This is a genomic window from Stenotrophomonas sp. SY1, from assembly GCF_021202945.1.
Taxonomy (GTDB): domain Bacteria; phylum Pseudomonadota; class Gammaproteobacteria; order Xanthomonadales; family Xanthomonadaceae; genus Stenotrophomonas.
In genome coordinates this window covers 2,159,715-2,178,853 of record NZ_JAJOYR010000001.1, presented here as the reverse complement: position 1 = coordinate 2,178,853, position 19,139 = coordinate 2,159,715, and the positions used below count along the sequence as shown (strand labels likewise).

The window sequence follows — 19,139 nt, the reverse complement described above, 5'->3', positions numbered from 1 at the left end:
GGGATTCGGAATTGGGATTACAGGCTTTCGCCTGCACTTCCCGCCCTTGCCTTCGTGCTCGTCATGCCCGCCTGGGCAGAAATGACGACCTGAGAAGTCCGGCACCCGGGCTCACCTGATGGTCGCAGCAATACTGCCTTTGCGAATCCAGGACAACCAATTCCAACCACTCACAACCGACTGAAACTCCACGACTGCATCCTGCCATCGCGATAGGGCATCACGCCGTGAAACGGGCGCGGGTCGGTATCGAACACCAGCGGCAGGAAATTGCGGTCGCCTTCCCACAGCGGCAGCGACTCCAACTGGTCCACCGGCAGCCATTCCAGCGTGCCCTCCGGATTGGATTCCATCGGCGTGCCGGTGTAATCGTCAATGACGAAGATGAAGGCGAACCAGTCCTCGCCATTCTTGCCGAAGCCCGGCCAGCTGATCGTGCCGCGCAGGCGCGTGGTGCCGCATTCGATGCCTGCTTCCTCGCGGATTTCGCGGTGCATGCAGGCCAGGATGTCCTCGTCCGGCTCCATCTTGCCGCCCAACCCGTTGTACTTGCCCAGATGAATATCGCCAGGGCGGGTGTTGCGGTGGATCATCAACGCCTGGCTGCCATCGGCAGAAAGCACGTAGCCCAGGGTGGCCAGAATCGGGGTGTACGGCATCGGCAACTACCGGAAACAGGGGCGCGCAGTATGACCGATCGCAATGAAACCGCCCCGTCATCGACACAACGCCCCATGCGTACGCGCAGCCTCAGTGCTCCAGCACGTTGGGCAGACGCTTGGGAACTGCCGGCGCATCGGCCAGGCGCAGCGTGGCCACGCCGTGGCCGCGCTCGGCCAGGTACTCCATCCATTTGCCCAGGAACGTGTTCATGCGCATGCGATGACTGATCAGTTCATCGGCCGGCGGATACATGCCGACCACATCCTGCCAGCGCCGGCCCACGTAGCAATGGGTGGCTTCGACCTGGCGTGCATCCTGGTACAGCCGCACGTAGGCCGACGGGTCCGGCTCGCCGGTAACCGGGTCGCAGATGTCATAGGTCATGCGCAGCTCCACCGTGTAACGATGGCATTCGATGACATCCAGGCGCAGGTCCAGTCCGTCACCGATGCTCGATACATAACTGCCTGCAGCAAGGTGCTGCGGCGCGAACAGGCGCACCAGATGCCCGTAGTTCTCCGCATACAAGCCCATCAGCCAGCCGAGACGGCTGAGCCGGGGGATGCGATCGATGCGGGAAAGTGCCTGTGCCATGGGCCTGATCGTACACGCGGCAAAGGCTCCGGTGCAGCCTTGAACATCGGGCCGATCAGCGCGCATGCTGGAACGTGTGCCGGCTGTCGCGCACGAGCGGCTTGAGCCGCGATGCGTGGGAACCCTTCAAACACACCCACTTTTCATGCGGCATGGCTGAAATCGTGCGCGTTGCTGCCAACGAAACGCCTGCCTGCCTCGCGGCCTGAGCCGCTCCTACAGCAGCAGGCGAGATGCCTGGGGCCGGAGCCAACCGGCCACGCCCCATGTCCCATGCCCGGCTCAGTACATCTCGCGCTGCAGGCCCAGCGTCGCCAGCACCTTGCTGGAGATTTCCTCGATGGAGGTATGTGTCGTGCTCAGGGTCGGAATCCGCTCCATCCGGAACATCTTCTCGGCCGCTGAAACCTCGCGACGGCAGGTCTCGGCGCTGGCATAGCGCGAGTTGGGCCGGCGCTCCTGGCGGATCTGCTGCAGGCGCTCGGGGTCGATGGTCAGCCCGAACAGCTTGCTGCGGTATGGGCGCAGGCGCGGCGGCAGGCGGTCGTGCTCGAGGTCTTCCTCGGTCAGCGGGTAATTGGCGGCGCGGATGCCGTAATGCATCGCCAGGTAGATGCAGGTCGGGGTCTTGCCGGCGCGCGATACCGCAACCAGCACCACATCGGCCTCGTCGTAGTTCACCGCGATGCCGTCGTCGTGGCTGAGCGCGAAGTTCATCGCGTTGATTCGGCGGTGGTAAGTGTCGAAATCGACCATGCCGTGCGCTTGGCCGACCTTGGAATGGCGGGCCGCGTTCAGCTCCTGCTCCAGCGGGCCGATGAACGGCTTGAACACGTCCAGCACCAGCGCCCCGCTCTCCTCCAGGATCAGCCCGAGGCTGGAGTCCACGCACGAGCTGATCACGATCGGGCGCACCTGGTAGCGCTCCCCGGCGGCCCGGATGCGGGCCGCAGCATCAAGCGCTTTGTCGCCATCGTCCACGAATGACATGCGATCAGTAACGAAACTGAAGCCGTTGAACTGGGTCAACAGGCTGTGACCCACGGTTTCAGCGGTGATGCCGGTACCGTCGGAAACATAGAAAACCGGCCGAATTGCCGACATGCGCGATCCCTCGTTGTAGTGATCCCGACCCGGGGGTCAGGGTGCCTGGCCATACCCTGTCCCGGGAAAGACAAGCACAAGACAAAGTATTGTCACAAGCTTGTGCGGCTTGGGTGTGCACTGCATCATATTGGCTTCTTCCTACGGACGTGGCCATCCCAAGCCCGACCCGGGCGATGGCCAAACGGAGCATCGCGCTTGAACGAGAACATTCTTTGGTTGCATGAGCTGCGCTTGGCCGACTTGGCCCGCGTGGGTGGCAAGAACTCCTCGCTCGGCGAGATGATCGGCAATCTGGCCGGTTTGGGCGTGTCGGTGCCCGGCGGCTATGCCACCACTTCCGAGGCGTTCAAGGACTTCATTGCCCATAACGACCTGTCCAAGCGCATCTTCGACAAGCTGGCCACGCTGGACGTCGAGGACGTCGCTGCGCTGACCGCTGCCGGCAAGGAAATCCGCGGCTGGGTGATCGACGCCCCGCTGCAGCCGCAGCTGGACAAGGACATCCGTGACGCCTACGCCAAGCTGAGCGCCGAAAACGGCGGCGGCGACGTGGCCGTGGCAGTGCGCTCCTCGGCCACCGCCGAAGACCTGCCCGATGCGTCCTTCGCCGGCCAGCAGGAAACCTTCCTGAACGTGACCGGTGCCGATGATGTCGTGCACAAGGTCAAGGAAGTCTTCGCCTCGCTGTACAACGACCGCGCCATTGCCTACCGCGTGCATCACGGCTTCAAGCATGAGGACGTGTTCCTGTCCGCCGGCGTGCAGCTGATGGTCCGCTCGGGCGTGGGTTCGTCCGGCGTGCTGTTCACCCTGGACACCGAGTCCGGCTTCCGCGACGTGGTGTTCGTCACTTCGTCGTTCGGCCTGGGCGAAATGGTCGTGCAGGGCGCAGTCAACCCTGACGAGTTCTACGTCTACAAGCCCACCTTGAACGCTGGCAAGCCGGCGATCCTGCGCCGCTCGCTGGGTTCCAAGGCGATCCGCATGGTCTATTCGGATGTGCCGGGTGAGCGCGTCAAGATCGAGGACACCCCGGTCGAGGTGCGCAACACCTTCTCCATCAGCGACGAGGACGTGCAGGAACTGTCCAAGCAGGCGCTGGTCATCGAAAAGCATTACGGCCGCCCGATGGATATCGAGTGGGCCAAGGACGGCGTCAGCGGCAAGCTGTTCATCGTGCAGGCCCGCCCGGAGACCGTGAAGTCGCGCGCCAAGGCCACCCAGATGGAGCGCTACGCGCTGCAGGGCAAGGGTGAAGTGATCGCCGAAGGCCGCGCCGTTGGCGCCAAGATCGGTGCCGGCACCGCACGCGTGGTGAAGTCGCTGGAAGACATGGCCCGCGTGCAGCCCGGCGACGTGCTGATCGCCGACATGACCGACCCCGATTGGGAGCCGGTGATGAAGCGCGCTTCGGCCATTGTCACCAACCGTGGCGGCCGCACCTGCCACGCCGCGATCATCGCGCGCGAGCTGGGCGTACCGGCCGTGGTCGGCTCGGGCAACGCCACCCAGCTGATCCAGGATGGCCAGGAAGTGACCGTCAGCTGCGCTGAAGGCGACACCGGCTTCATCTACGACGGCAAGCTGGCGTTCGAGCGCACCACCACCGACCTTGAGAACATGCCGCCGGCACCGCTCAAGATCATGATGAACGTGGCCAACCCGGAACGTGCCTTCGACTTCGGCCAGCTGCCGAACGCCGGCATCGGCCTGGCCCGCCTGGAAATGATCATCGCCAGCCACATCGGCATCCACCCGAATGCGCTGCTGGAATACGACCGCCAGGATGCGGCCACCAAGAAGAAGATCGACGAGAAGATTGCCGGCTACAAGGATCCGGTCAGCTTCTACGTGGATCGTTTGGCTGAAGGCATCGCCACCCTGACCGCCTCGGTCGCGCCGAACCCGGTGATCGTGCGCCTGTCGGACTTCAAGTCCAACGAGTACGCCAACCTGATCGGCGGCACCAACTACGAACCGCACGAAGAGAACCCGATGATCGGCTTCCGCGGCGCCAGCCGTTACGTCGACCCGTCCTTCTCCAAGGCGTTCGCACTGGAATGCCAGGCCGTGCTGCGCGTGCGCAACGAAATGGGCCTGGAGAACCTGTGGGTGATGATCCCGTTCGTGCGCACCCTGGAAGAAGGCCGCAAGGTCGTCGAGGTGCTGGCTGCCAACGGCCTGAAGCAGGGCGAGAACGGCCTGAAGATCATCATGATGTGCGAGGTGCCGTCCAACGCACTGCTGGCCGATGAGTTCCTGGAAATCTTCGACGGCTTCTCGATCGGCTCCAACGACCTGACCCAGCTCACCCTGGGCCTGGACCGCGATTCCTCGATCGTCGCGCACCTGTTCGACGAGCGGAACCCGGCGGTGAAGAAGCTGCTGTCGATGGCTATCAAGTCGGCGCGCGCCAAGGGCAAGTACGTCGGCATCTGCGGCCAGGGCCCGTCCGACCATCCGGACCTGGCCGAGTGGCTGATGCAGGAAGGCATCGAGTCGGTGTCGCTGAACCCGGACACCGTGGTCGACACCTGGCTGCGGCTGGCCAAGCTCAAGGCCAACAGCTGATCCAGTTGCTGGCTGCATGAACAAAACCCCGCGCAAGCGGGGTTTTGTTTTATTGCGGGCGAGAGAAGCTTACCTCTCTCCAACCCTCCCCTTCGCTGCGCGAAAGGGAGGGAGCGCATCAGCGGTGGTGCCGAGCGATGCCCGGCAACGGGAAACGGTGGCTCACGATGCCTCGACCGCTTCCGCCGGCTCCCGTACCGTCTTCGGGTAATCCACCAGCCCCTTCGCACCACCGCCAAAGAAGGTGCTGCCATCCGGCGGGTTCAGCGGCAGGCCCTGCTGCAGACGCTGCGGCAGATCCGGATTGGCGATGAACGGACGGCCGAAACCGATCAGGTCCGCCCAACCACTCCGCAACGCCTCTTCGGCACGCGCCAGGTCGTACTTGCCGGCGTAGATCAGCGTGCCGGAGTAGATCATCCGCAAGGCCTGCTTGAAGGCCACTGGCATCAGCGGCGCATCTTCCCAGTCGGCTTCAGCGATGTGGATGTAAGCCACACCCAACTGCTCCAGCACGTGCGCCGCCGCCAGGTAGGTCGCCTGCGGGGTGTCGTCCACCGCGCCCTGCAACGTGGTCAAGGGCGCCAGACGCACGCCGACACGCTCCGCACCCACTTCAGCCACCACCGCCTCCACCACCTCGCACAGGAAGCGCAGGCGGTTCTGCAACGAACCGCCGTAGGCGTCGGTACGCGCGTTCGCCTGCGAGTCGATGAACTGGTTGATCAGGTAGCCGTTTGCGCCGTGCAGTTCCACGCCATCAAAGCCTGCATCGATGGCGTTGCGCGCGGCCTTGGCGTAATCGCGGATCACGGCCGGAATCTCTTCCACGTCCAGTGCACGCGGCATCGAATGCTGGACCATCTCGCCGACGCCGTCTTCCGGGCCCCTGCCCTGCGGATCGATGAAGACCTTCACCCCTTCGGCCTGCAAAGCCGATGACGACACCGGCGCTTGGACGCCCGGCTGCAACGCCACATGCGACACCCGGCCTACGTGCCATAGCTGGGCGAAGATGCGCCCGCCCTGGGCATGCACGGCGTCGGCCACACCGCGCCAGCCCGCCACCTGCTCGGGGCTGTAGATGCCTGGCGTCCAGGCATAGCCCTGGCCCTGCGGGCTGATCTGCGTGCCTTCGCTGACGATCAGGCCCGCCGACGCGCGCTGCGCGTAGTACTGCGCCATCAGCGGTGTGGCGACATTGCCGGCAGCGGCGCGGGAGCGGGTCATCGGCGGCATCACGATGCGATTGGGCAGCTCGAGTGCACCTAAACGATAGGGGGTAAACAACATGGATCATTCCTTGTGGGGGGAAGTTGAAACGAAGGTCATCGAAGCTGCAGGGGCCAACAAAGCGTCCAGATCGACCGCCTCGGCCAATGCCTGGTTGCCGGCATCACCCGGATGCAGGTGATCCCCGGAATCAAAACGCGGCAGCAGCCGCTGCGGGTGGGCCGGATCACGCAGCACACGATCGGCATCGATGACCGCATCAAAGACAGTGGTGCTGCGAATCCAGTCATTCAACTGACGACGCAGCGCGTCCTTTGGCTGCTGGTAATAATCGGCCAACGGTGTATCCGGCAGTGCGCCCTCAAACGGTGCCAGGGTCATGCCGATCACCCGAACCCCTTGGCGCCGCGCCTGCCGGGCCAATTGCTGATAGCCGGCCTGCAACGCGTCCAACGTCGGCCGCGGCTGGTCGCGGGCAAAGGCGGTGCCGGGCCAGGCGATGTCGTTGATGCCGATCAGCACCACCACCGTGCGCACGCCCGGTTGGCTCAATACATCGCGCTGCAACCGGGCCACCGCGCTCTCGCCCATGCCATCGGACAGCAGACGGCCGCCGGAAATGCCAGCATTGATCACCGCGACGCCGCGTGGTGCCAGGCGCTCGGCCAGCACATCAGGCCAACGGCTGTCGGCGTCCAGGCTGGCGGTCGCGCCATCGGTGATCGAGTCACCGATGACCGCCACCGCGCCGGCCGGCGCTGCGGACTCCACCTCGATACCACTCAACAGCACCCGCGCGGTCGTCGTCTGGCTGCGCGAAGCACGCAGATCCAACGCAGCTGCGCCGGTCTGATCGCCTTCGACCAGCCACGCGGTCTGGCGACCATCCCAATGGAAGGTGCGCACCGGCGTCGGTCCGGGGAAGTGGATGCTCACGGCCAGTCGCGCCAGCGCCGGCACCTTCAACTCCACCGGATCACTGACCTGGGCCGCACCTGCGGCCAACGTGGCCGTCGCGCGGCCGTCAAAGCGCCGTTCGCGCAGACTGCCGGTCCGCAGCTGCCCGTCCTTGCCGGCGATTGCCACGCTGATCCTGCCCAGGTGCATCGGTTGGTCGCCATACGCATTGGAGAACACCAGCCGCACCCGGTTACCGCCCAGGCTCAGCCGTGCCACCTGGCGCAGCGTCTGGTCCTGCAACTGCTCCGGAACATTGTTGGGGAACAGGAAATCCTTCGCCCAGACCGGCTGCGGTGCGGCCGTCCAGCTGGCAACCCAATGCCCGCCTCCCGCATCGACATGAGCAGGCTCGGCGGCTTGAGCCGCAGCGAACAGTCCGCTACCAGCAATCAGGAGGCAGGCAAGCTGCGGCAACAGGGAATTCATCGAATCAGCGCCGTTTGAATGGGGGAGCCATCATCTGCCCGCCCCACTTCGTGTACTAGACTGCGCGCCAGAAAAACATTTGTGACTTCAACTCAACAAAGGAGCCGCTGTGGCCCGCCTTGACGTCAACCGCTCCGGCGAGCTGGAAGTCTTCGTCCGCGTGATCGAGCTGGGCGGGTTTTCCGCTGCCGCGCGGGCCTTCGGCATGACGCCGTCGGCCGTCAGCAAACTGGTGGCGCGGCTGGAGCAACGGCTGGGCACGCGGCTGGTCAACCGCTCCACCCGCCAGTTGCAGCTCACCGCTGAAGGCTGCGCCTTCTACGAGCGCGGCATCGGCATCCTGTCCGACCTGGACGAAGCCGAGCGCTGCGCCGGCGTCCACGCCACGCCGCGCGGGCGCGTGCGGGTCAATGCCAATGTGCCGTTCGGCCACCACTTCCTGCTGCCGCTCACGCCAGCCTTCCTGGCACGCCACCCCGATGTTTCGCTGGACATCACGCTCAGCGACGAGGTCATCGACCTGCTCGAACAGCGCACCGACGTGGCCGTGCGGGCCGGCCCGCTCAAGGATTCAACGCTGACCGCGCGCCGGCTGGGCAGCACCCGGATGATCGTGGTCGCGGCACCGGCCTACGCCGCTCTGCATGGCTTGCCGCAGCATCCGCAGCAGCTCCCGCTGCACAACCTGCTCACCACCCGCTACGCGCGCGCACAGCCGGGCTGGCCGATGCGGCAGGACAACGAGGAGTTCAGCATCACGCCGCTGGGCAACGTGCAGGCCAGCGACGGCGAGGCGTTGCACCGGTTGGCGCTGGCCGGGGTTGGCCTGGCGCGGCTGGCGGCCTTCCAGGCAACTGCGGATATCGCCGCAGGGCGCCTGCTGCCGGTGCTGGGAGACTGGAACCCCGGCGACATCGAGGACATCCACGCCGTGTTCGTCGGCCAGGGCGGCCACCTGCCGCAGCGGGTGCGCGCCTTCCTCGACTTCCTCGCCGAAAACGTCGTCATTCCCGAAAAATGAGCGTCACCGTGCCGGCAGCCGAACTCAGCTGCCGCGCTGCCCGGCAATGGCCGCGTAGGCCAACCGCACCGGCTCGAAACCGTAGCTGCGTTCGAGCCGTTTGACGATGAAATGGCCGCGCGCCATGTCCTGGTAGTAACTGGTGAACATGGTGTTCAAGGTGGCGCCGGCAACCGCACCGATGATCGGCACCGCCTGCGCGGCGAACTTCTCCGACACCACCACGCCGAAACGCGCAGCCACCTTTTCCACGATCTTCGCCAGCCACTTGCCGGCTTCCTTCGGCCCCAGCCCCAGGATCACCCCGTGACCGCCGCTGACCGCACTGCCGGCAAGCTCCGCCGACAGGTGCCGCATCACCTCGGTGGTGAAGCCGCGCGCCAGGTAATAACCGGTTTCGCTGGCGTCGTCCTTGCCGGTATTCCCGCCCAGCGCGAACACTTCCAGGCAGGCCTGCCGGGTGGCGAAATCATTCAGGTCGAAGCCTTCACTGCGTGCGATATCGGCCACCGCACGCATGATGATTGTGGTCGACAACGGCAGTTCCACCGCCAGCGCCGGCAATCCGCCCAGGCCGCCGAGTGCGCCGGAAGCCGCTGCGGCCAGCTTGTGCAGGCGGGGCGATGCCGACTTGCCCGGCTGCTGCCGGTCCATGCTCCACAGCGCGGTCTGCGCGGCCTTGTACAGCGCCGCTTCGGTCACGCTCTGGATGCGCGAAGACACCGCGTTGGGCAACTTGCGCACCGCGAACTCCAGCGGCGAGCCGACCAGGTTGGCCATCTTCGCGGTCAGTGTTGGCGCCTCCAGCAGCGCCACCGCGCGCTGCAGGTCGGCCAGATCCTGCGGGTGGTCCGACAATCGCAGCGCCAGCTCGCTCATGCCATCACCCAGCCTCGGGAAGCCCGGCCAGTTGGCCCATGTACTGCCGGTAGTGGCGCAGTTCGGCGATGGAATCGTGCACGTCGCTCAATGCGGTGTGGTTTGAATTCTTGACCAGCGATGCGGCAACGGTCGGTGCCCAGCGCTTGGCCAGTTCCTTGACCGTGGATACATCCAGATTGCGGTAGTGGAAATATTTCTCCAGGCGCGGCATCTGCCGGTACAGGAAGCGACGGTCCTGGCAGATCGAGTTGCCGCACATCGGCGAAGCCCCGGCCTTGATCCATTCCTGCAGGAACACAATGGTCTGCGCCTCGGCCTGGCCGAGCGTGGTGGTGCTGTCCAGCACGCGCTGCCACAGGCCTGAACGCTGATGCTGATTGCGGTTCCACTCATCCATCGCTTCCAGCGTGGCCAGCGGATGGGAGATGGCGAACTCCGGGCCTTCGGCCAGCACATTGAGCTGTGCGTCAGTGACTACCGTGGCGATCTCGATGATCGAATCGTTGTCCGTGTCGAGCCCGGTCATCTCCAGGTCGATCCAGATCAACCGGTCATTGCCTGCACTGTTTGCCGCCATGTCATGCCTCTTGCTGTGGGCCGATGCATCAAGCAGCGGCCGGAATACCCCGGCGCACATGATACGCCGCAGCCCAGTGCAGGAGCGGCGTCGGCTGCCAAGCTGGCAAGGAGCGAGCTGCGGCAACGCCAGCAATGAGGGGAACATCGGGATGCTGCAACGCCAGCTTCGTGGCTGACGGCGCCCCTACGATTGGATTGCGCACGACGCAGGGCCGGGACGGACTCCCGGCGCACGGCGCCTCACATGTCTTCCAGCGTCAGCAACGGACGGCCACGCTTGGCGCGGAAATAGTTGGTCAGGCGCAGACTGGCCTCCTGGGCCAGTACGCCGCCCAGCACTTCCACGCGGTGATTGTGGCGTGCGTCACCCACCAGGTCGAACACACTGCCGCAGGCGCCGGTCTTTGGATCGGTCGCGGCAAACACCAGCCGGGCGATACGCGCATGCACCAGCGCCATCGCACACATCGCGCACGGCTCCAGGGTGACGTACAGGGTGCTGCCGATCAGGCGATGATTGCCCAGGCGCTTGCCCGCCTCGCGCATGGCCACGATCTCGGCGTGCGCGCTGGGATCATGGCTGGCGATGTTGAGGTTCCAGCCCTCGCCCAACAGCTCGCCATCGGCACCCACCAGCACCGCGCCCACCGGAATCTCATCGAACTCGCGTTGGGCACGGTCGGCCAGCGCCAGGGCGTGGCGCATCCAGGTTTCGTCAGTTGAGGCAGGGTCAAGCGCGGACATAGGCAGGGAATTCAAGGGCAACTCAGCCGATGGCACCAGCGTAACGCAGGTGGATCAGCGGATACGGCCTGCCCTGTCCATCCAGCGCGGAACGCCCGGTTTCGACAAACCCAAGACGCTGGTAGAAACCCACTGCCTGGGCGTTCTGCGCGTTGACATCCGTGGTCAGTTGCCGGTGTTCGGCCAGCGCATGGGTGACCAACTGCCGGCCCACCCCATTGCCCCGGCAAGCCGGATCAACGAACAACGCTTCCATGTGGCCATCCATCACCAGCATGAACGCCACCGGCGTATCCATTGCGTCCACCGCCAGCAGCAAAGGAGCAGCTGGCAGGAAGCCCACGACTTCCGCTTCGATCGCCTGACGATCAGCCAGTGACAGGAAATCGTGGGTGGCATCCACGGCACGCCGCCAGATCTCAATGATCCGGGCACCGTCATGTGGATGCGAAGGGCGTAGCTTGAACATGGCAGCTTGGTGATCAAAATGTGCGCAGATGTTTGCCAGTCTCGCGCATCGCCACGATGTAGGCGTTCGTGCGGACGACGTGCCCGGCGATTTTGAGCCTCCAGCCTTCGGCCAGCAACCCAGCCGCCGGAACCTCATCGAACCCGGCCAACGCCAGAGAGTGACGCATCCGGTGTTTGTCGCGGGCGGGATCAGGTTCGAAGATGTGGAGCAATCGAAGCGAGGCATCGCGGCGGCGCCACGAACAAGGTCTCAGCAACTGCCCTGCGATATTTCGGCATGGCCACCGCTACGGGCAGCGAGTGCTGGCGATGTCGCAACGACGGCCCATCACGGCAGCACTGAACTTCGGGCCGACGCGCCCGGAAGTCTGGGACTCCAATCAGGCGATGCAGCATCTGCTGCCCCGCAGTGCAATCGGTGGCAAATCGGCCGTAACGACGAACGCATGAACACAAAAGGGGCGCCACACCCGAAACGATGCGGCTACCCCAAGGCAAGAGAGCAACTCCTTGTAGCGGTGGCGCCCGGCGGGCACCGAACCGCGCCGCCGGATCATCAAGGCCACTTGAGCAACCTTATTCCGTCGCCGACACCGCCACCGACGGTACCCATCCCTTGTTGCCCATCTCGTCCTCGACCTCAAGCATGCTGCCTTGCGTGTTTCCGGTCGGGAACACCAGCATGCCCATGGCCAGTTCGGCAACCATCTCAGCCTGGCTGCTGGCGCCTGCCAGCAGGCGTGCCGTGCGCCGCAGCGCCAGCGTGCCGCCCTTTGCCAGCCTGCTCACAAGGCTCTCAGTGCTCCCCGGCCCGGCCTCTGACTCCTCAGCGGACACGCCAACCTGCTCGTCCGTCGGGTACGCAGGAGGAAGGGTTTCGAGAGCAGAAGGAGGCATCGCCGGCGCCGGAAGGCTGGCCAACATCGTGTTGTTGACCTGCTCCTGTGACGCAGGAGCCACCGCAACCTGCGTCGGCATCACTGCCTGCGGCGCCCGACGGGCGAACATGACACTGCCCCGTTTCTGGATTTCACCCACCATTTCTTCGAAGGCCTCGTCGTAGGCCTCCATGATCACCTTGCCGATCTCGGTGTTCTCCCAGGTACCAACGCGCACGCCAGCACCGCCCTGTACGTTCGACGCCTCAACCATCGCCGACCAGGCGCGATCGGTGATCTTTGCATCACCCGTCACGCTGACCACCTGCTCGGAAGTGCGCACATCCACCAGGGTCAGCACCACCTGCGCGGTCTGCTTGTTGCTGGACATCTTCCCTGCAATTCCAAGCGTGGCAACGTTGAGCATTCCGCCCAGCAAGCCACGCTTCTGCCCGGAAGAGGCCGAACCACCGACGTGGCTGCCACCGGCATTGGGGTTCTGCGAAATGATGTCGGGAATCAGCACGAAATCGGCGCCACGCATCTGCCCAGCGCCGATGTTCTGGTCACCCTGCAGATGGCCGGCCCGCGCAAGCTCACGCTCGGCCTGAGCCGCGGCAAAGCCCACGCCGCGATCAAGCACGGTGAAACACTTGGAGTCATTGACCATCACGCGCAGCATTCGTGTCGGCGCGGGCAAACCGTAGCTCGCCCACGCACCGAGGCCGTCATCCGGCTCGACAATACGCAACGTACCAGCGGCAGACGGACACTTTTTGTTGCCCATGCCCGGTATCAGACTGGTCAGCATTGCGTGACTGGAAAAACTCGCCGTACCGATGACAAGCGCGAGGACGCCGGCCGCAATACTGCTCGGCCGAGCTGGATAACAAGACATACTCCCCCCAATGGCTCCTTCCTGGAGCAATCGTTGTAGATCTTCTGATTAAGATGGCGCCAGCGCGAGAAGAACCACGCCAGCAAAGCGACGGGCGACAGTACGTGGCGCGGAAGATAATGTGAAGTAGGGAATAACCCGACAAGGATCTCTTACGTCCACATGAAACAATGCGAAAGAAGAATTTTGTATGTCGAGTTCAATGGCACGCGGAAGATTACTGCCTTGATTCCCCTCTGGCCTTGCAATCAAGCCGCGCGAACTTACGACGCCCCCACATTTTCGGCACGAACGCTCATCTGCGCCAAGTTCGTAGCGAAAAGGAAACTCGCCACCGCACCTGCGCGGGAAACCTTATTGGCCTCGTACTGAGAATATCGGCAAGCCGCGCAAATATCTCAGGGAATGCGAGCACAAGAATGAGCTTCTGCAAATAAATGACTTTATTTGCGAATCACCGAGAGTTTCAGCCAGGATTTACCGAAGGCACAGGCCAGCGCACGCTTTCGAATCACTGCAATCAAACAGTTCAATCATCACCGACTGCCCCTGCCAATACCGGTAGCGGCGTGAGCCTGCCACTCATCAAATCGCAGGCAAAAAAAAGCCGCTGTGAGCAGCGGCTTTTTTATATGGCGGACAGAGTGGGATTCGAACCCACGGAAGGTTTGACCCTTCGCCGGTTTTCAAGACCGGTGCCTTAAACCGCTCGGCCATCTGTCCTTGGATGCTGCAACCGGGAAGTGCGGCACCTCTCCGGGGCCGGCATTCTCGCATGCCGGAAGTGTTTTTTGTTCAACCTGCTTCGATGGCCAATGCACCGGCTGCCGAAGCACGGATCTTCTCCTTGGCGCGCTCGCAGGCACCGCCACAGTCCAGGCGCGAGGCCTCCAGCTGCGGCGGCAGGTGCTCGGCCAGGAAGTCGATGAACACCCGCACCGCCGGCAGCAGGCCGCGACGGGAGGCGAACACCGCATGGCAGATGCCCTGCGGCAGCGACCATTCGGGCAACACCACCTCCAGCTCGCCATTGCGCACCGCATCGGCGCAGACGGTCTCCGGCAGCATGGTGATGCCGAACCCATCCTTGACCATCGATTGCAGCAGCGGGAAATCAAAGCCGGCCACGCGCGGTTGCAGATCCACGCGGCGCACTTCGCCACCGGGACCATGCAGCTCCCAGCGCTGTCGCGCTTCGTCTTCACTGATGCTCAGGGTGACATGGTTGGACAGGTCTTCCGGTGAAGCCGGGCGACCGGCGCGGTCCAGATAGGACGGGCTGGCCACCAGCAGTTCCTGCACCTGGCCGAAGCTGCGCATCACCAGGCTGCCATCGTCGTCCAATCGCGAGCGCACGCGCAGGGCCACGTCGTAGCCCTCGTTGATGATGTCCACGCGACGATTGCTGATCGCCAGTTGCAGGCGCACTTTCGGGTACTGGGCCAGGAACTTCGGCAGCAACTTGGGCAGCTGCTCCTGCGCCAGCGAGACCGGAACGCTGGCGCGCACCAGTCCGCGCGGCTCTGCACTGAGGCGGTCGACCACTTCGCGCGCCGCCTGGGCTTCGGCAAGCATGGTCTGAGCATGGCGATGCACGCTCGTACCAACGTCCGTCACTGCGAAACGCCGGGTGGAACGCTGCAGCAGCCGAACCCCCAGGTCCGCTTCCAGCTGGCTGATACGGCGACTCAGGCGCGACTTGGGAATGCCCAGCGCACGCTCGGCAGCGGCGAATCCGCCATGGTCGACGACCATTGCGAAGTAGTAGAGGTCGTTGAGATCCTGCATGGATTAATCCCAGAACTGGAACGAATCGGTGAATTCAACCATCTTTGTCCTGAATATGCAAATTAGGCTGCAAATGGTCCTGATATGAATGCGGGGGTTGTTCATGTCTCCGGGGCACGGCTCTCATGGTCGCCGCTCGAACTCGCTGATTGGCCCAAAATGGCTGGCGTGGCATGAGGCAAACGCCATGCTTCCCCTCTCCTGCCTTCGGCATCTTCTCCCGCAAGGAGAGGAGAACGACAACGGCAAACAGCCAATGCGCGGGCCACGACCACCCGAACGCCCCGCCCCGTCCCCGCCCAAACAAAAAAAGCCCGCATTGCTGCGGGCTTGTCTGCTTCGGTGATTGCCGCCGAACGCCTCAGTCGATGCGTTCGGCGCCGCCCATGTATGGGCGCAGCACTTCGGGGATGGTGATCGAGCCATCGGCGTTCTGATAGTTCTCCATCACCGCGATCATTGCCCGGCCCACCGCCACGCCCGAGCCATTGAGCGTGTGCAGCAGCTCCGGCTTGCCGCCCGGGTTGCGCCAGCGCGCCTGCATGCGACGGGCCTGGAAATCGCCACAGTTCGAGCACGAGGAGATTTCGCGGTAGGTCTGCTGCGACGGCAGCCAGACTTCCAGGTCGTAGGTCTTGATCGCCGCAAAGCCCATGTCACCGGTGCACAGCAGCACCTTGCGGTACGGCAGGCCCAGCTTCTGCAGCACGGCCTCGGCGCATCCGGTCATGCGCTGGTGCTCGGCCTCGCTGTCCTCGGCCGCGCAGACGCTGACCAGTTCCACTTTCTCGAACTGGTGCTGGCGGATCATGCCGCGCACGTCGCGACCGCCGCTGCCCGCTTCCGAACGGAAGCACATCGAGTGGGCCGTCATGCGCAGCGGCAGGCGCTCGGCGTCGATGATTTCATCGCGCACGATGTTGGTCAGCGGTACTTCCGAGGTCGGAATCAGATAGCGCGTGGATTCACCCAGCGCGGTCTTGAACAGGTCTTCCTCGAACTTGGGCAGCTGGCCGGTGCCACGCAGCGAATCGGCATTGACCAGTACCGGCACGTTGGTTTCTTCGTAGCCATGCTCGTTGCTGTGCAGGTTGAGCATGAACTGGCCCAGCGCACGGTGCAGGCGCGCAATCTGGCCACGCAGCACGGTGAAGCGCGCGCCGGACAGCTTGGCAGCGGTCTCGGCATCCAAGCCGCCGTTACGCGCGCCCAGCTCAACGTGATCGAGCACCGCGAAATCGAACTCACGCGGGGTACCCCAACGCAGCTGCTCGACGTTCTCACTCTCATCCTTGCCCATCGGCACATCGGCCGACGGCAGGTTGGGGATGCCCATCGACAGCACGTCGATCTTCTCGCGCAGCACGTCCAGCTGGATCTCCGAGGCTTTCAGCTCATCGGCGAATACAGCCACCTCGGCCATGATCGCCGACACGTCCTCGCCCTTTGCCTTGGCAAAACCAATCGCCTTGGAGCGGCTGTTGCGCAGGCTCTGCAGTTCCTGGGTGCGCACCTGGATGCGCTTGCGATCGGCCTCAAGTGATTCGAAGGCGGCCACGTCAAGCTCGTAGCCGCGCGTTTCACGCAGGCGTTGGGCAAGTTCGGCGGGCTGCTGGCGAAGAAGGGCTGGATCAAGCATGGGGCGGGCACTGTCGGGGTGGATATGAAGGGGGGATTATCGCCCGAACCGGAACTTTCTGCCGCGCGTTGGTCGCGTATGCAAGAATCAGCTGGCTCAATCTGGTCAGCCCCATGCCCGCTTCACGTACCCGCTCCGACCACAACACGTCCTTCCAACTGCCGCCAGGCACCTGGAAGATCGCCGGCATCGCGTTCTGTATCGGCCTGCTGCTGTTCCTGGCGGTGTGGCTGAACGCCCGTCGTCACAATGCGATCGAGCGTGCCGATCCTGCCCAGCCGCAAACCAAGGTCGCCGATATCGCGCCACTGCCGGCACCGCTGCCGGCCAGTGCAGGCGCCAGCGACATGCCTGACGCGCGCCCTGAGCCGGTCGAAGAGAAGCCGGAACTGGTGGAAACCACGCCACCACCGCCGCAGCCCATCGCCGAAGCACAACCTGCTCCGGCCGCACCGGCCACCACGCCAGCAACACCCACCGATCGCCCAGTGCCGCTACCGGGGCAGAGCCCTGCCCCTGCCTACCCGCCTGCGGCCCTGCGTCGTGGTGAAAGCGGCACGGTAGTGGTGCAGGTCGATGTCGGCATCGACGGGTCCCCTCTGGACGCCCGCCTCATCCAGCGCAGCGGCTCCCGCGACCTGGACCGCGCCGCACTGGACGCGGTTCGCGGCTGGCGCTTCCAGCCGGCGCAGAGCAACGGCCAGCCGATGCAGGGCAGCTTGGAAATCCCGTTCGATTTCAAGCCGGCTCAGTAAGCTGAACCCTCGCTCCAGGTGACCGGCCGGATTTAGGTGCAGGTCACCCCGCGCTGCCCAGACTTGCGACATTGCAAACGTGCAAGGTCGCTTTCCGATGTCCAGCATCCCCCACGATCAGTCCAGCGCCAGCATCACCGCCGCCAGTTCCGGCACGGTGGCAGCATGGCTGTGGGCGCTGCTGGGCGCATCCGTCCTTGCCGTGGTGTTGCTGCTTGCCCGCCAGGCTTCCAAACCGGAGGCGACCGCGCCAGCCGCTGCAGCACCGGTGTCCACGACAGCGGCAGTAACAGCGCAGGGCAAGCCTGCAGCGACCGCGCCGATCACCGACATGGATGCCGAGCCGTTGGCCGGCAATCCGCTGCCCGATTACCCCGACGCGGTGCTGGAAGCCGGCATTGAAGGCGACCTGATCGCGCGCCTGCAGATTGACAGCAACGGCCAGGTGCTCGCCGTGAGTATCGTCGCCCATGAAGGTGCACAGGACCCGCGCCTGGACGACGCGGCGATCAGCGCACTGAGTCAGTGGCGTTTCCACCCGGCCATGCGTGATGGCCAGGCCGCCCCCAGCGTGGTCCAGGTGCCCGTGGAATTCAGGACCGGACGCTGAGCCCGAAGCCGGCGCCATTGGCCAGGCTGTCGAAACCCGGGAATGACGTGGCCACATTGGCAACGTCGTTGATGCGTACTTCACCGGTACTCAGCTGACCGGCGATGGCGAAGGCCATCGAGATGCGGTGGTCTCCGTGGCTTTCGATGGTGCCGCTGCCCAGCGGGCCGCCGAAGATGGTGGCACCGTCCTCGGTTTCGTCCACGCGCAGGCCCAGCGTGCGCAGACCGGTGGCCATCGCCGCCAGACGATCCGACTCCTTCACCCGCAGCTCGGCCGCGCCGCGCACCACGGTCTGGCCCTGCGCCGCAGCGGCGGCAACGAACAGCGCCGGGAACTCGTCGATCATGTCCGGCACCACTTCCACCGGGATTTCCGCGCCCTTGAGCGGCGCGTAGCGCACGACCAGATCGGCCACGGCTTCGCCGCCGTGTTCGGCGTGGTTTTCCTCGCTGATGTCCGCGCCCATCAAGCGCAGCGCGATCAGCAGGCCGGTGCGACGCGGGTTCAGGCCCACGGAGCGCAACCGCACCTGCGAACCGGGAATGATGCTGGCGGCAACGATGAAGAATGCCGACGAGGAAAAATCGGCCGGCACCGCGATGTCGGTGGCGCGCAGACGCTGACCACCACGCAGACGCGCCTTGCCCGGCTCGAAATCGATCTCGACACCGAAGGCGCGCAACATGCGCTCGGTGTAATCGCGGGTCGGATGCGGCTCGACCACGCGGGTTTCGCCCTGCGCATACAGACCGGCAAGCAGCACCGCCGACTTCACCTGGGCGCTGGCCACCGGCAATTCGTAATCAATGCCGTGCAGCGGCTGGCCGCCGTGGATATGCAGCGGCGGGGTGCCGTCTTCCTGCGTGTCGATCCGCGCGCCCATCTGCGCCAGCGGACCGGTGACGCGGCGCATCGGCCGCTTGGTCAGCGATTCATCGCCCACCAGCGTGGTGTCGAACGGTTGCGCCGCCAGCAGGCCGGCGAGCAGGCGCATGCCGGTGCCGGCGTTGCCGCAATCCAGTTCGCCCTGCGGCGCCTTGAGCCCATCCACGCCAACGCCGTGCACGATGCGCTGCGACGGCGACGGGGTCTCGAAGCGCACGCCCATCTTGCCAAAGATGGCTGCAGTGGCGCGGGTGTCCTCGCCTTCCAGAAAGCCATCAATGCGCGATACGCCATCGGCCAGAGCCGCGAACATCACCGCGCGATGCGAGACGGACTTGTCACCGGGGATGTCGAGCGTGCCCTGCAGGGCGGAACCTTTGTGTGCGATCCAGTACGGCTGGGCGGTCATGCAAGTTCTCTCAGGTATTCAGT

At 64.6% G+C, this 19,139-nt stretch carries 18 protein-coding genes and 1 tRNA gene; 4 read left to right on the top strand and 15 right to left on the bottom strand.

Going from position 1 to position 19,139, the window contains the following annotated elements:
• Positions 1-170: 170 nt before the first annotated feature.
• The 3 genes from LR961_RS09225 to LR961_RS09215 form a co-directional block, all read right to left on the bottom strand.
• Positions 171-659 carry an 8-oxo-dGTP diphosphatase gene (locus LR961_RS09225; protein ID WP_232148502.1) on the bottom strand — a complete coding sequence of 163 codons (489 nt, stop codon included), beginning with the start codon at positions 657-659 and terminating at the stop codon, positions 171-173.
• A 91-nt stretch (positions 660-750) separates the two neighbouring features.
• A complete protein-coding gene (locus LR961_RS09220; RefSeq protein WP_232148501.1) occupies positions 751-1,257 on the bottom strand; it encodes a DUF1249 domain-containing protein in 507 nt (168 codons plus the stop codon).
• A 282-nt stretch (positions 1,258-1,539) separates the two neighbouring features.
• Complete coding sequence (locus LR961_RS09215) at positions 1,540-2,361, bottom strand: pyruvate, water dikinase regulatory protein (protein WP_232148499.1); 822 nt, start codon at positions 2,359-2,361, stop codon at positions 1,540-1,542.
• Between the two features lie 198 nt (positions 2,362-2,559).
• Here LR961_RS09215 and ppsA point away from each other — a divergent pair, with 198 nt between their 5' ends.
• Entirely contained in the window at positions 2,560-4,935 is a 2,376-nt protein-coding gene (gene ppsA / locus LR961_RS09210; protein ID WP_232148497.1) for a phosphoenolpyruvate synthase, read from the top strand.
• Positions 4,936-5,097: 162 nt separating this feature from the next.
• Here the strand turns inward: ppsA and LR961_RS09205 are convergent, their stop codons facing one another.
• A complete protein-coding gene (locus LR961_RS09205; protein ID WP_232148496.1) occupies positions 5,098-6,228 on the bottom strand; it encodes an alkene reductase in 1,131 nt (376 codons plus the stop codon).
• Positions 6,229-6,231: 3 nt separating this feature from the next.
• Entirely contained in the window at positions 6,232-7,554 is a 1,323-nt protein-coding gene (locus tag LR961_RS09200; RefSeq protein ID WP_232148494.1) for an SGNH/GDSL hydrolase family protein, read from the bottom strand.
• A 109-nt stretch (positions 7,555-7,663) separates the two neighbouring features.
• Here LR961_RS09200 and LR961_RS09195 point away from each other — a divergent pair, with 109 nt between their 5' ends.
• A complete protein-coding gene (locus LR961_RS09195; protein WP_232148493.1) occupies positions 7,664-8,575 on the top strand; it encodes a LysR family transcriptional regulator in 912 nt (303 codons plus the stop codon).
• A gap of 24 nt (positions 8,576-8,599) precedes the next feature.
• Here LR961_RS09195 and LR961_RS09190 read toward each other — a convergent pair whose 3' ends face one another.
• From LR961_RS09190 to serS, 9 genes are all read right to left on the bottom strand, one after another.
• Entirely contained in the window at positions 8,600-9,454 is an 855-nt protein-coding gene (locus LR961_RS09190) for an EcsC family protein (RefSeq protein ID WP_232148491.1), read from the bottom strand.
• 4 nt (positions 9,455-9,458) lie between these two features.
• Positions 9,459-10,034: an oligoribonuclease gene (gene orn, locus LR961_RS09185; RefSeq protein WP_232148488.1), complete on the bottom strand. Its 576-nt coding sequence runs from the start codon at positions 10,032-10,034 to the stop codon at positions 9,459-9,461.
• 242 nt (positions 10,035-10,276) lie between these two features.
• Positions 10,277-10,780: a tRNA adenosine(34) deaminase TadA gene (tadA, locus tag LR961_RS09180; protein WP_232148486.1), complete on the bottom strand. Its 504-nt coding sequence runs from the start codon at positions 10,778-10,780 to the stop codon at positions 10,277-10,279.
• A 22-nt stretch (positions 10,781-10,802) separates the two neighbouring features.
• Complete coding sequence (locus LR961_RS09175) at positions 10,803-11,249, bottom strand: acetyltransferase (protein WP_232148484.1); 447 nt, start codon at positions 11,247-11,249, stop codon at positions 10,803-10,805.
• A 13-nt stretch (positions 11,250-11,262) separates the two neighbouring features.
• On the bottom strand, positions 11,263-11,463 hold the full coding sequence (locus LR961_RS09170) for a hypothetical protein (RefSeq protein WP_232148482.1): 201 nt from the start codon (positions 11,461-11,463) through the stop codon (positions 11,263-11,265).
• A gap of 364 nt (positions 11,464-11,827) precedes the next feature.
• Positions 11,828-13,057, bottom strand: a complete 1,230-nt coding sequence (locus LR961_RS09165) for a CsgG/HfaB family protein (RefSeq protein WP_232148480.1) — start codon at positions 13,055-13,057, stop codon at positions 11,828-11,830.
• Between the two features lie 603 nt (positions 13,058-13,660).
• Positions 13,661-13,750: transfer RNA gene (locus tag LR961_RS09160), tRNA-Ser, on the bottom strand.
• A 72-nt stretch (positions 13,751-13,822) separates the two neighbouring features.
• Positions 13,823-14,815, bottom strand: coding sequence for a LysR family transcriptional regulator (locus LR961_RS09155; protein WP_232148478.1), 993 nt, complete (start codon positions 14,813-14,815; stop codon positions 13,823-13,825).
• A 361-nt stretch (positions 14,816-15,176) separates the two neighbouring features.
• Positions 15,177-16,454: a serine--tRNA ligase gene (serS, locus tag LR961_RS09150; protein WP_232148476.1), complete on the bottom strand. Its 1,278-nt coding sequence runs from the start codon at positions 16,452-16,454 to the stop codon at positions 15,177-15,179.
• Between the two features lie 113 nt (positions 16,455-16,567).
• On the opposite strand from serS, the gene LR961_RS09145 reads away from it, so the two are divergent.
• A complete protein-coding gene (locus tag LR961_RS09145) occupies positions 16,568-17,209 on the top strand; it encodes an energy transducer TonB (protein ID WP_232148474.1) in 642 nt (213 codons plus the stop codon).
• A 97-nt stretch (positions 17,210-17,306) separates the two neighbouring features.
• Entirely contained in the window at positions 17,307-17,819 is a 513-nt protein-coding gene (locus LR961_RS09140; protein ID WP_232148473.1) for an energy transducer TonB, read from the top strand.
• Here LR961_RS09140 and aroA read toward each other — a convergent pair.
• Positions 17,803-19,116 (bottom strand): 3-phosphoshikimate 1-carboxyvinyltransferase, encoded by a 1,314-nt coding sequence (gene aroA / locus LR961_RS09135; RefSeq protein ID WP_232148472.1) that lies wholly within the window; start codon positions 19,114-19,116, stop codon positions 17,803-17,805. The two genes, LR961_RS09140 and aroA, sit on opposite strands and share 17 nt — an antisense overlap.
• Between the last annotated feature and the right edge of the window lie 23 nt (positions 19,117-19,139).

Excerpts from the sequence above, each read along its gene's own strand:
- LR961_RS09190 (WP_232148491.1), bottom strand. The coding sequence starts at position 9,454 with ATGAGCGAGCTGGCGCTGCGATTGTCGGACCACCCGCAGGATCTGGCC.
- LR961_RS09155 (WP_232148478.1), bottom strand. The coding sequence starts at position 14,815 with ATGCAGGATCTCAACGACCTCTACTACTTCGCAATGGTCGTCGACCAT.
- LR961_RS09225 (WP_232148502.1), bottom strand. The coding sequence starts at position 659 with ATGCCGTACACCCCGATTCTGGCCACCCTGGGCTACGTGCTTTCTGCC.
- LR961_RS09140 (WP_232148473.1), top strand. The coding sequence starts at position 17,307 with ATGTCCAGCATCCCCCACGATCAGTCCAGCGCCAGCATCACCGCCGCC.
- LR961_RS09175 (WP_232148484.1), bottom strand. The coding sequence starts at position 11,249 with ATGTTCAAGCTACGCCCTTCGCATCCACATGACGGTGCCCGGATCATT.
- serS (WP_232148476.1), bottom strand. The coding sequence starts at position 16,454 with ATGCTTGATCCAGCCCTTCTTCGCCAGCAGCCCGCCGAACTTGCCCAA.
- aroA (WP_232148472.1), bottom strand. The coding sequence starts at position 19,116 with ATGACCGCCCAGCCGTACTGGATCGCACACAAAGGTTCCGCCCTGCAG.
- LR961_RS09220 (WP_232148501.1), bottom strand. The coding sequence starts at position 1,257 with ATGGCACAGGCACTTTCCCGCATCGATCGCATCCCCCGGCTCAGCCGT.
- tadA (WP_232148486.1), bottom strand. The coding sequence starts at position 10,780 with ATGTCCGCGCTTGACCCTGCCTCAACTGACGAAACCTGGATGCGCCAC.
- LR961_RS09200 (WP_232148494.1), bottom strand. The coding sequence starts at position 7,554 with ATGAATTCCCTGTTGCCGCAGCTTGCCTGCCTCCTGATTGCTGGTAGC.
- LR961_RS09215 (WP_232148499.1), bottom strand. The coding sequence starts at position 2,361 with ATGTCGGCAATTCGGCCGGTTTTCTATGTTTCCGACGGTACCGGCATC.
- LR961_RS09205 (WP_232148496.1), bottom strand. The coding sequence starts at position 6,228 with ATGTTGTTTACCCCCTATCGTTTAGGTGCACTCGAGCTGCCCAATCGC.
- LR961_RS09145 (WP_232148474.1), top strand. The coding sequence starts at position 16,568 with ATGCCCGCTTCACGTACCCGCTCCGACCACAACACGTCCTTCCAACTG.
- orn (WP_232148488.1), bottom strand. The coding sequence starts at position 10,034 with ATGGCGGCAAACAGTGCAGGCAATGACCGGTTGATCTGGATCGACCTG.